A 10,873-nucleotide genomic window follows, 5' to 3' on the forward strand; every position below is an offset into this window, starting at 1 on the left:
GGCCTTGAGGGGTGGGGCTCGAAGGTGGAGCCCGGGAGGTGACGCGGCGCAGGGGCGCAGAAGGGTGCGGGACTCAAGGAGCGTGTGGCGTGGAGGTGTGCGCGTGTTCGCCGCCGTGGGCGGGGGCCGCCGGTGGCGGGGCGGACGCCGTCTGGGTGGTGAGCCACCGTTCGTAGGCCTGGCGCAGCAGCTGGGGCCAGGCGCCGCCGATGCCCTTCTCCCGTTCGCGGGCGTGGGCCTGGAGGAGGGCCTCGGCGGTGAAGAGGGTCATCTGGGTGTCGTCGCTGACGAGGCCGAGCGCGCCGTGTGCCCCGGGGACGAGTCCGGTCACGCCGCGCGGGCCGTGCTGGGCGCGGATGCGGTCGAGGGAGGCGAACTCGACGGGGTAGCCGAGGGCGTCGCCCAGTGCGCCGCCGAGCAGGCAGCCGCGTACCCGGGACCGGTACACGGCTGCGGCGTGCCAGGTCTGCCGCCAGGGCTGGTTCATGCGTGTGCTCCCTCGGCTGGGGTGCCGGCCGGTGCGCGGGTGCGGTCGCCGGGCGGGCTCCTCGACTACGGTCGTCCGTATGACCATTGTCGCGACCGGCCCGTCCGTCTCCGCAGCCGCCCCCACGGACAAGGGGGTGGGCCCGCTGCTGCGTTCGTGGCGGGAGCGGCGCAGGATCTCGCAGCTGGAGCTGGCGCTGCGGGCCGACTCCTCCGCCCGGCACATCAGTTTCGTCGAGACGGGCCGGTCGCGGCCCAGTGAGGAGATGGTGCTGCGGCTGGCCGAGCACCTGGACGTGCCGGTGCGGGAGCGCAACGCGCTGCTGGTGGCGGCCGGTTACGCGCCGCGCTATCCGGAGACGCCGCTGGACGACCCGGCGCTGGACGCGTTGCGTGACGGTGTGGAGCGGCTGATCCAGGGCTACGAGCCGTATCCGGCGCTGGTGGTGGACGCGGGGTACACGGTGGTCGCCGCCAACCGGGGTATCGCGATGCTGCTGGAGGGGGTGGACGAGGAGTTGCTGGCGCCGGCGCCGAACGCGATGCGGCTGACGCTGCATCCGCGGGGGCTGGCGCCGCGGATCCGGAATCTGCGCGAGTGGCGCGGGCATCTGCTGGCGCAGATGGAGCGGGAGATCGCGTTGCACCGCTCGGACCCGCTGCGGTCGCTGTACGAGGAGGTGGCCGGGTATCCGGTGCCCGAGGAGGCGGCGGACGACGAACCGGCCGAACCGGTGGCGTACTTCGCGCTGCCGTTGCGGATCGAGCACGGTGGCCGGGTGCTGTCGTTCGTGTCGTCCATCTCGACGTTCAACACGCCGATGGACGTGACGGTGGCGGAACTGGCCATCGAGACGTTCCTGCCCGCCGATCCGGCGACCGCCAAGTACCTTCGCACGGTGGCGGGTTGACCGGTCCTCCCGGAATTCCGGTTGTCCTCGACCACGTGTGCGAGGGGCGGGTCGCATGGCAGACTGCCCGCATGCTTCGGCGCGTAGGGGAGGGCGTGGCGTGAGTGAACGGCGGGCCGCGCCCACCGTGGGCCAGGTGGTGCTCGGCAAGCGGCTGCAGGAACTGCGGGAGGCGGCCGGGCTCGGCCGTGACGAGGCGGCCCGGGTGCTCAGGGTGGCGTCGGCGACCGTCCGGCGGATGGAGATGGCCGAGGTCTCGCTGAAGATCCCGTACGTGCAGGTGCTGCTGTCGACGTACGGGGTCGCCGAGGAGGAGGCGGCCGCGTTCGTGCGGCTGGCGGAGGAGGCGAACGAGCCGGGCTGGTGGCAGCGGTTCCACGACGTGCTGCCGGACTGGTTCAGCCTGTACGTGAGCCTGGAGGGCGCCGCCCGGATCATCCGCTCCTACGAGCCGCACTTCGTGCCCGGGCTGCTCCAGACGGAGGCGTACGCGCGTGAGGTGATGGAGGCCGGGACGATAGGGCAGACCGGCCCGGACACCATCGAGCGGCATGTGTCGCTGCGCATGGAGCGGCAGCGGCTGCTGGAGCGGGACCATCCGCCGCACCTGTGGGTGATCATGGACGAGACGGTGCTCAGGCGCCCGGTGAGCGTGCGGCCCGAGGTGATGCGGGACCAGCTCGACCGGCTGCTGGAGTACGCCGAGCGGGACCGGGTCACCCTGCAGCTGGCCGAGTTCGCGGCCGGCCCGCATCCGGGGACGTACGCGCCGTTCACCCTGTTCCGGTTCGGGGAGCCGGAGCTGCCGGACATGGTGTTCACCGAGTACCTGACGGGCGCGCTGTACCTGGACTCGCGCCAGGAGGTCGCGGCGCATCTGGAGGTGCTGGACCACATGACGGCCCGGGCCGCCTCCGCGCAGCGCACCCGCAAGATCCTGCGCGAGTACCGAGAGACCCTCTGACGACCCCGACCCCTGTGAACAGCTAGGAGCAGACGCCGCATGACCGGTTCCGACGGTGCGCCCCCCACCGTGATCGACACCAGCCGACCGCACCCGGCGCGGGTGTACGACTGGTGGCTGGGCGGCAAGGACAACTATCCGGTGGACGAGGAGCTGGCCCGCAGGATCCTCGCCGTGGACGGCACGGTGGTGCGCGGGGCGCGTGCCAACCGCCGGTTCATGCAGCGGGCCGTCCGTGCGGCGGCCGGGGCCGGGGTGCGCCAGTTCCTCGACATCGGCACCGGCATCCCCACCGAGCCCAACCTGCACCAGGTGGCGCAGGGCGCGGCGGCGGACGCCCGGGTGGTGTACGCGGACAACGACCCGATCGTGCTGCGGCACGCCGAGGCGCTGTTGCACGGTTCGGCGGAGGGCAGCACGGAGTACATCCACGCCGACGTCCGTGACCCGGACACCATCCTGCGGCGGGCCGGGGAGAGCCTGGACCTCGACCGGCCGGTCGCCTTGTCGCTGATCGCGCTGACGCACTACCTGGACGACGCGGCGGACGACGTGTACGGGCTGGTGAAGCGCTATGTGGACCGGCTCGCGCCGGGCAGTCACCTGATCCTGACCCAGGTCACGCCGGATCTCAGCCCCGAGAGCATGGCGCGGGCCGCCGAGCTGTTCCGTGCGGGCGGTACGCCCTTCCACCCGCGGACGCTGCCCGAGTTCCTGCGGTTCTTCGACGGTCTGGAGCTGCTGGGTCCGGGGGTGATCCCGGTGCACGGGTGGCGGCCGGAGCCGGAGGACGTGGCCGCGCAGACGGAGGGCGTGGTGCCGGTGTACGCGGGAGTGGCGCGCAAGCCGTGACCGGGACGGCGCCCGTCCGCCGTACGCACGGCGGGTGCCGTCCCGGCGGGCCCCGCTAGGCCGGGCCGCCGGTGCCCCTGCCGCTGCCGGTGTCCCGTTCGTCGTCGACGATCTCCGCGTCGACGACGCCCTCCTCGTCCGGCGCGGTGTGTTCCCCGGCCGGTCCCGTGGAGCCGGCGGAGGCCCCCGAACCCGCGGAGCCGGGGTCGGCGGACCGGTCCTGCGCGTACATGGCCTGGCCCATCCGCTGGCTGACGGTGGCGAGTTTCTCGACCCCGGTGCGCAGGGCGGCGGTGTCGGTGTCGCCGCCGAGCAGTGTTCTCAGTTCCGTCATCGCCGCCTCGACGTCGGTGCGGGTGTCGGCGGGTACGCGTTCGCGGTTGTCGGCGAGGAACCTCTCGGTCTGGTACAGGAGTTGTTCGGCCTGGTTGCGGGTCTCGGCCGCCTCGCGGCGCCCGCGGTCCTCCTCGGCGTACTGCTCGGCCTCGCGCATCATGCGGTCGATGTCGTCCTTGGGGAGGGCGGAGCCGCCGGTGACGGTCATCTTCTGCTCGCGGCCGGTCGCGAGGTCCTTGGCGGAGACGTGCATGATCCCGTCGGCGTCGATGTCGAAGGCGACCTCGATCTGCGGGACCCCGCGCGGGGCGGGCGGCAGGCCGGTGAGGTCGAAGACGCCGAGCTTCTTGTTGTAGGCGGCGATCTCGCGTTCGCCCTGGTAGACCTGGATGCCGACCGATGGCTGGTTGTCGGTGGCGGTGGTGAAGATCTCCGAACGGCGGGTCGGGATCGTGGTGTTGCGTTCGATCAGCCGGGTCATGATGCCGCCCTTGGTCTCGATGCCCAGGGACAGCGGGGTGACGTCCAGCAGCAGGACGTCCTTGACGTCGCCGCGGATGACGCCTGCCTGGAGGGCCGCGCCGACCGCGACGACCTCGTCGGGGTTGACGCCCTTGTGCGGGTCCTTGCCGGTGAGCTCCCTGACCAGGTCGGTGACGGCGGGCATACGGGTGGAGCCGCCGACGAGGATGACGTGGTCGATCGCGGACAGCCGCACCCCGGCGTCCTCGACCGCCTGGTGGAAGGGCTTCTTGCAGCGGTCCAGCAGGTCCGCGGTCAGCTCCTGGAACTGGGCGCGGGTGAGCTTCTCGTCCAGGTGCAGCGGGCCCTCGGCCGAGGCGGTGATGTAGGGCAGGTTGATCGAGGTCTCGGTGGACGAGGACAACTCGATCTTGGCCTTCTCGGCGGCCTCGCGCAGCCGTTGCACCGCCATCTTGTCGGCGCCGAGGTCGATGCCGTACTGCCCCTTGAACCGTTTGACGAGGTGCTCGACGATCCGCTGGTCCCAGTCGTCGCCGCCCAGGAGGGTGTCGCCGTTGGTGGCCTTGACCTCGATGACTCCGTCGCCGATCTCCAGCAGGGAGACGTCGAAGGTGCCGCCGCCGAGGTCGAAGACGAGGACGGTCTGTTCCTCGCCGCGGTCCAGGCCGTAGGCGAGGGCGGCGGCCGTGGGCTCGTTGATGATCCGCAGCACCTTCAGGCCGGCGACCTCCCCGGCCTCCTTGGTGGCCTGGCGCTGCGCGTCGTCGAAGTACGCCGGTACGGTGATCACGGCGTCCGTGACGTCCTCGCCGAGATAGGACTCGGCGTCCCGCTTCAGTTTCTGCAGTACCCGTGCCGACAGCTCCTGGGCGCGCAGCCGGGTGCCGTCGACCGAGCCCTGCTCGGGGAAGCGCCAGTCCGGGTCGCCCATGTGCCGTTTGACCGAGCGGGCGGTGCGTTCGACGTTGGTCACGGCCTGCCGTTTGGCGACCTCGCCCACCAGGACCTCGCCGTTCTTCGCGAACGCCACCACGGAGGGGGTGGTGCGCGCGCCCTCCGCGTTGGCGACGACGGTGGGCTCGCCGCCCTCCAGGACGGCCACCACCGAGTTCGTCGTCCCCAGATCGATCCCGACCGCACGTGCCATGGTCCGTCCCCTTCCGCCCGCGCGTCCGTGAGGACGCGTCCGTCAGGACGCCTGCCGCACTCCCAGCACAGGACGGGCGCACGCCCTTGTCAATGCACGGGTGCCCGGGAACGGCGATGCCGCGCCCCGGCGGGACGCGGCATCGCGGGGCCTACGGCCGTCAGGCCAGCTCGGCCGTCAGGGTGATCGTCGTACCGGTCAGGGCCTGGCTGACCGGGCAGTTCTTCTTGGCGTCCTCGGCCGCCGAGCGGAAGGCCTCGGCGTCCAGGCCGGGCACCTCGCCGGTGACGGTGAGGTGGATGCCGGTGATGCCCTCGCCGGGCTGGAAGGTGACGTCCGCCTTGGTCTCCAGGCGGGTGGGCGGGGTGCCGGCGCCGGCCAGGCCGTGCGAGAGGGCCATGGAGAAGCAGCTGGAGTGGGCGGCGGCGATCAGCTCCTCGGGGCTGGTCTTGCCGTTCGCCTTCTCGGCGCGCGAGGGCCACGACACCGGCTGCTGGCCGATGCCGGAGGAGTCGAAGGTGACGACGCCGTTGCCCTCGAGCAGGTTGCCTTCCCAGACGGTGTGCGCGGTGCGCGTGGTAGCCACGGTGGTTCCTTTCGCGTGTGATCCCGTAGGTGAGTTCCTGGTCCCATCCGATCACATCCGGGCTCACCGCACCTTGAAGACCGGGCCACGCGGGGTGAACGGCAGGCGGCGGCCTTCGGGGATCAGGTAGGCGTGCTCCCGCCGTATCCGCAGGGTGTCGCACCAGCCGTCGGTGATGACGAGCACCGGGGCGGCGGGCGGGAAGTCGTCGGCGCGGTGCAGCAGGTCGACGCCGGGCTGCAGGACCGTGCCGCCGCGCCCGTGCACCCGGACCCGGCCGGCGATCTCGCCGGCCGGCAGATAGCCCGCGTCGTGCGGGGCGGCGTCGCAGAAGACGACGCGGGCGGCCGGTACGTCGCGGGCCGCGGCGTAGGAGGCGATGGCGCCGAGTGCCTTGCCGAGCAGGGTGCGGTCCATGGAGCCGGAGGTGTCGAGGACGACGCCGAAGGTGCAGCGGGCGATCTCCTCGGGCGGGAAATACCGGCCGGCCCGCGGGATGCCCGGGGTGGCCGCCTGGCGGCGGGAGGGACGGGCGTAGGACCGTACCGCCTGGGGACTGGGCACGAACTCGTCGAACCAGCGGGCGAGTCGGGCGTCCCAGGGCAGCGGCGGGTGGCTGAGCGCGCGGATCTCCTCGACCAGGCCGCCGGGCAGGAGGCCGCGTTCCTGTTCCTGGTGCAGGTCCAGGCCCCGGGCGAGTCCGCGGCGGTAGAACGTGTCGAGGTCGACGGCCGCGCGGGGCGGGCCTAGCGGGGCGCCGAGCACGTCGCGGGCGCCCTTGCCGCGCAGGGTGGCCAGGCGGCGCATGCGGCGCAGGTCGCCGGCGATGCGGTCGTAGACCTCCTCGGCGGACAGGCCGGCGAGGAGCGGGTCGTGCAGCAGGCCGTCCGGCATGGTGCCGACGCCCATCTCGGCGAGCCAGCCGTTGACGACGTAGTCGCAGGCGACGTTGAACAGGTAGGGGTCGCGGGGGCCGCAGCGGTCGCCGTGGCGCAGGGCGGCGTGCAGCATCTCGTGGGCGAGGACGAAGCGCCATTCCTCGTCGTCGAGGGTGCGCAGCGGGTTGACGTAGATCTCGCCGGCGCCGGCGTCGACGGCGGCGATGGCGATGCCGTGCGCGCGGGCGAGTTCGGCGTCGGCGACGAGCCGGATGCCGGCCGCGATGCCGCCGAGCAGCGGGTAGGAGGAGACGAACCAGCTCAGGGCGCGTTCCCAGGGGCGCAGCCGGGTGGGGCCGCCGGTCATGGTGTCGCGGCGGCCGCCGGCCAGGTCCATGGCGGTGGCCATGGTGCGGGTGAGGCCGTGGGCGAACGCGAGCTGCCAGTCGGGGGGCTTGCCGCCCCACCGGCTCCAGGGCAGCAGCAGCTGGTCGGGTTCGGGGCCGGCGGTGCCGCCGTGCTCGTGGGCGGCGGGGATGCCGTCGCGGCGCCAGCGGGCGGCGAGCTGCTCCTCGTCGCCGTCGGGATAGGTGGCGGGCAGGTGGTCGGGGGCGCGGCCGACGGTGAAGGTGGCGAGGAAGCGGTTGACGACCGCGCAGCGGGCGGCGAGGTCGTGGCGGTCGGGCTGGACGCGTTCGCCCTGGGCCGCGGGGACGTGTCCGAAGCCGAGGTGGATCAGGGCGTGGGCGAGGGCCCAGGCCCATTCGGCGGGCTCGGCGCGGCGGGTGGGGTGGAGGTGGAGGGTGCCGTTGGAGGTGACGCGGACCAGGCCGTCGCGGGGCGCGAACGCGCAGTCCTCCTGCCGGCACAGGTCGGCGTCGAGGGCGGCGAGCGCCGGGTTGGCCCGCACCAGCCGGATGCCTTCGGCGCAACGCTCGGCGGCCGGGTCGGGTTTGGTCTTCCGGTTCCTGGCGCCGCGGCTCATCGGCGGGCCTCGACCAGCCGGGGCATGTCGCGGGCGGCCTCGATGAGGAACCAGGCGGGCAGGACGGGGTTGCCGTCGGCGTCGGAGGCGATGACGCCCTGGGCGACCTCCACGGAGATCTCGGCGAGCTGCACCAGCAGCGACTTGGCGCGGTAGGCGGTCTGCCGGCCGTTCTCGGAGAGGTGGTCCTTGCCGGCGGGCAGCTCCTTGACGAGGCGGCCGCGGAAGGACTCGGCGAGGAAGTACAGCAGGTCGCGGTCCTCGGGACGGTGCGGCCAGCGGGCGTCGCCCTTGAGGATGGCGTCGATGCCGAAGCGGCTGCGGACGACCTTGACGTAGCCGCAGAAGGCGGTGGCGTGCGCGGGGGTGAGGGTGCCGTGCGCGAGGACGGTCAGGGTGGGTTCGTCGAGGGCGGGTCCGAAGGAGTGCAGGGCGTCGGAGAGTATGTGCCAGGAGCGGGGGGTGGAGAACGGCTCCTCGATCTTGGGCGGCTTGGACCACAGGTGGTCGGGCCGGTCGGTGAGGTGGTCCAGGATCCAGGGGTGGATGCCGGCGCCGGCGGCCCAGGCGAGCCAGTCGGTGGCGGAGGCCTCCAGGTGGACGTGGGTGAGCCGGTTGACGAGGGCGGAGGCGATGGGCCGGGCGAGGGCGTTGTCGGTGGCGCGGTTGCCGGCGCCGATGACGAGGGAGCCCTCGGGCAGTTCGTAGGAGCCGATGCGGCGGTCGAGGATGAGCGAGTAGAAGGCCTTCTGCACGTCCGGGGTGGCGGCGTTCAGCTCGTCAAGGAACAGGCAGTACGGCTCGTCGCGGGCGATGGTCTGCGGCGGGCAGAACACCGAGCGCCCGTCGCGGATCTGGGGCACGCCGATCAGGTCCTCGGGGGCGAGCTGGGTGCCGAGCAGGCTCACGCACTCCAGACCGAGGGAGGCGGCGAACTCCCTTACCAGGGAGGACTTCCCGATGCCGGGGGCGCCCCAGAGGAAGACGGGCCGGACGGTGGCGAGGCCGAGCAGCAGTTCGGGGAGGCGGGCGGGGGTGACCGTGACGGCAGCCTGCAAGGCCGGGGCTCCTCGGGGTGTTCGAGAGTGTGCGACTCGAACAGTGTGGGTGGGCGTGCCCGTGCCCGCAGCCGATTTTCAGGCGGCCCGCTCCTCGCGGGCCGGCTCGGTGAGGGGCACCTGTGGTCCGTCGGCCTCGCGCAGCCAGCGGCGCAGGACGTGGTGCACGTCCTCGGCGCCGACGAGTTCGGCTCCGTCGGCGGCGGGTGCGGACAGGGTGAGAGGGGAGAGCAGGAAGGGCCGGGACTGGGCCCCGCCGAGGCCGCCGTGGGAGCCGATCTGCTCCTCGAAGGCGAGGACCTCGCCGTCGGCGGGCTCGTGGGCCGAGTTGACCATGATGTCGGCGGTGTGCGGGAAGGAGTGGGTGCGGCGGACGGCGTCGGCGGCACCGGGGCCGAAGCGGGCCAGCGGGCCGGGCTCCTCGTCCAGGTCCGCCAGCGGGATCTCGGTGCCGTACGGTCCGAGCAGTACGCCGCCGTGCCGCTCGCTGCGCACCAGCAGGAAGCCGATGCCGGGGTGGTTGGCGAGGGTGGCGAGCAGGGCGGGGTGGCGGGCGTCGATCTCTTCCTTGGTCATGCGGTGCGGCACGTCCGGGAAGGAGACCAGGCCGAGGTTGCCGGAGGCCAGCACGATGGGCTCGGAGTCGCGGTCGGGGCGGTGTTCCTCGCTGCGCTGTGCCTCGGGGCGGCGCAGGGCGGCGCGGACGGCGGCGCGTGCCTCGGCGCCGCTGCGGGTGCGGTCGGCCCGGCGGGGCACGGGCAGTCCGCAGCCGGCCCGGACGAGGTCGGTGAGGGTGAGGCCGTAGCGGGAGCGGAAGGTCTCGCCGGGGCTCTGGCCGTGGTCGGAGAGGACGACGATCCGGTAGGGGCGGCGGGCGTGTTCGGCGGCCTTCTCGACGAGGGCGAGGGACCGGTCGAGGCGTTGCAGGACCTTCTCGGCGTCGCGGCTGTGCGGTCCGGAGTGGTGGGCGACCTCGTCGTAGGCGACGAGGTCGGCGTAGACGGCGGTGCGGCCGGCGAGCAGGTCGCCCAGGACGGCGGCGACCACGACGTCGCGTTCGACGACGGTGGCGAAGGCCCGCACCAGGGGGTAGAGGCCGCCGCGGCCCACGCGGGGCCGCTGTCTGCGGAACCGGGCCCGGGTGGACTGGCCGATCTCGCGGCCGACCTCGGCGAGGAAGGACAGGGCGGTGCGGACCGCGTTGGCGGGGTCGGCGAAGTAGGCGAAGTAGCCGGCGCGGGAACGGTTCTCCCGGCCGCGGCGGCGGGCGGCTATGGAGAGCACGAGGGCCTGTTCGCCGGCGCCGCCGCCGAACAGGTTGCCGCGGCTCGCCCCGTCGACGGTGAGCAGTCCGCCGTCGGCTGTATGCGATATGGCGCGGCGCTGGAGTTCGGCGGCGCTCGTCGGGCGGTTGCACACCATCACCTCGCCGCGGTCCTTCTCGTACCAGCGGAACGCGGGCACGTCGAAGGTGCTGCCGTGCAGGATGCCCAGCTGGCTGGCGCCGGTCTGGCTGGACCAGTCGGTGCGCCAGGGGGTGAGGCGGTGGGTCGGCTGTACACCGTCGCCGGTCGACAGCCAGCGGGCGACGGTCGGCATCAGGCCCTTGGCGACGGCGCCGGTGAGGACGTCGTGGCCGACGCCGTCGAGCTGGACGCAGACCAGTCCGGGGGTGTCGGGGCAGGGCGGGTCGGCTCTGCGGCGGCGGTCGGCCAGGCGCAGCAGGCGGCGGCGGTAGGCGTCGTCGTCGCGTACGACGAGGGCGGCGCCGGTGGCCGAGGCGACGGCGGACATGACGGCGGCCACGATGACGGCGGTCTCGGGCGCGACCTCGCCGCGTCCGGAGGGGTTGAGGCGCAGGGCGAGCAGCAGCAGGGAGCCGTTGAGGAAGAACACCAGCAGGCCGAGGACCAGGGCCGGCACGAGGAGCAGCAGCCGTACCAGGAGGGGCCAGACGACGGCCGAGAGGAGGCCGAAGGCGCCGGCGCCGCAGGCGGCGGTGACGGCGATCCGGGTGGCGCTGTCACCGGTCGGGGACTGGAGCCGGAAGTCGGGCAGCAGGCCCGCGAGGAGGAGCATGGTGAGGGTGGAGACCGCCCACACCGTGACGCTCCGTCCGATCTGACTGGCAATCCGCCGCCACCGCACGCCCCGCACACCTCACGTCCCGGCCCTCCCCCGCCGGTG

General features: G+C 73.3%; 9 protein-coding genes. 3 read left to right on the forward strand and 6 right to left on the reverse strand.

Annotated elements, in window-relative coordinates; all coding sequences use genetic code 11:
- Positions 1-73 precede the first annotated feature (73 nt).
- Positions 74-487 carry an ADP-ribosylglycohydrolase family protein gene (locus V7E45_RS34505; RefSeq protein ID WP_333778194.1) on the reverse strand — a complete coding sequence of 138 codons (414 nt, stop codon included), beginning with the start codon at positions 485-487 and terminating at the stop codon, positions 74-76.
- Between the two features lie 79 nt (positions 488-566).
- Here V7E45_RS34505 and V7E45_RS34510 point away from each other — a divergent pair, with 79 nt between their 5' ends.
- The 3 genes from V7E45_RS34510 (at position 567) to V7E45_RS34520 (ending at position 3,213) form a co-directional block, all read left to right on the forward strand.
- Positions 567-1,397 carry a helix-turn-helix domain-containing protein gene (locus tag V7E45_RS34510; protein WP_333778195.1) on the forward strand — a complete coding sequence of 277 codons (831 nt, stop codon included), beginning with the start codon at positions 567-569 and terminating at the stop codon, positions 1,395-1,397.
- Positions 1,398-1,497: 100 nt separating this feature from the next.
- Positions 1,498-2,361 (forward strand): helix-turn-helix domain-containing protein, encoded by an 864-nt coding sequence (locus tag V7E45_RS34515; protein ID WP_333778196.1) that lies wholly within the window; start codon positions 1,498-1,500, stop codon positions 2,359-2,361.
- A gap of 39 nt (positions 2,362-2,400) precedes the next feature.
- Positions 2,401-3,213 (forward strand): SAM-dependent methyltransferase, encoded by an 813-nt coding sequence (locus tag V7E45_RS34520; protein ID WP_333778197.1) that lies wholly within the window; start codon positions 2,401-2,403, stop codon positions 3,211-3,213.
- 55 nt (positions 3,214-3,268) lie between these two features.
- Here V7E45_RS34520 and dnaK read toward each other — a convergent pair whose 3' ends face one another.
- The 5 genes from dnaK to V7E45_RS34545 all read right to left on the reverse strand — a co-directional run bounded on the left by dnaK (position 3,269) and on the right by V7E45_RS34545 (position 10,843).
- Positions 3,269-5,179 (reverse strand): molecular chaperone DnaK, encoded by a 1,911-nt coding sequence (gene dnaK / locus V7E45_RS34525; protein WP_333778198.1) that lies wholly within the window; start codon positions 5,177-5,179, stop codon positions 3,269-3,271.
- 160 nt (positions 5,180-5,339) lie between these two features.
- Positions 5,340-5,765, reverse strand: coding sequence for an OsmC family protein (locus V7E45_RS34530; RefSeq protein ID WP_317446311.1), 426 nt, complete (start codon positions 5,763-5,765; stop codon positions 5,340-5,342).
- A gap of 63 nt (positions 5,766-5,828) precedes the next feature.
- Positions 5,829-7,628, reverse strand: coding sequence for a vWA domain-containing protein (locus tag V7E45_RS34535; protein WP_333778199.1), 1,800 nt, complete (start codon positions 7,626-7,628; stop codon positions 5,829-5,831).
- Positions 7,625-8,686 carry an ATP-binding protein gene (locus V7E45_RS34540; protein WP_333778200.1) on the reverse strand — a complete coding sequence of 354 codons (1,062 nt, stop codon included), beginning with the start codon at positions 8,684-8,686 and terminating at the stop codon, positions 7,625-7,627. Before V7E45_RS34540 ends, V7E45_RS34535 begins: the two co-directional genes overlap by 4 nt.
- Before the next feature lie 78 nt (positions 8,687-8,764).
- Positions 8,765-10,843, reverse strand: coding sequence for a phage holin family protein (locus V7E45_RS34545; protein WP_333778201.1), 2,079 nt, complete (start codon positions 10,841-10,843; stop codon positions 8,765-8,767).
- Positions 10,844-10,873: the final 30 nt, after the last annotated feature.

It is taken from the genome of Streptomyces sp. IBSBF 3136 (assembly GCF_036815105.1).
Classification (GTDB): domain Bacteria; phylum Actinomycetota; class Actinomycetes; order Streptomycetales; family Streptomycetaceae; genus Streptomyces.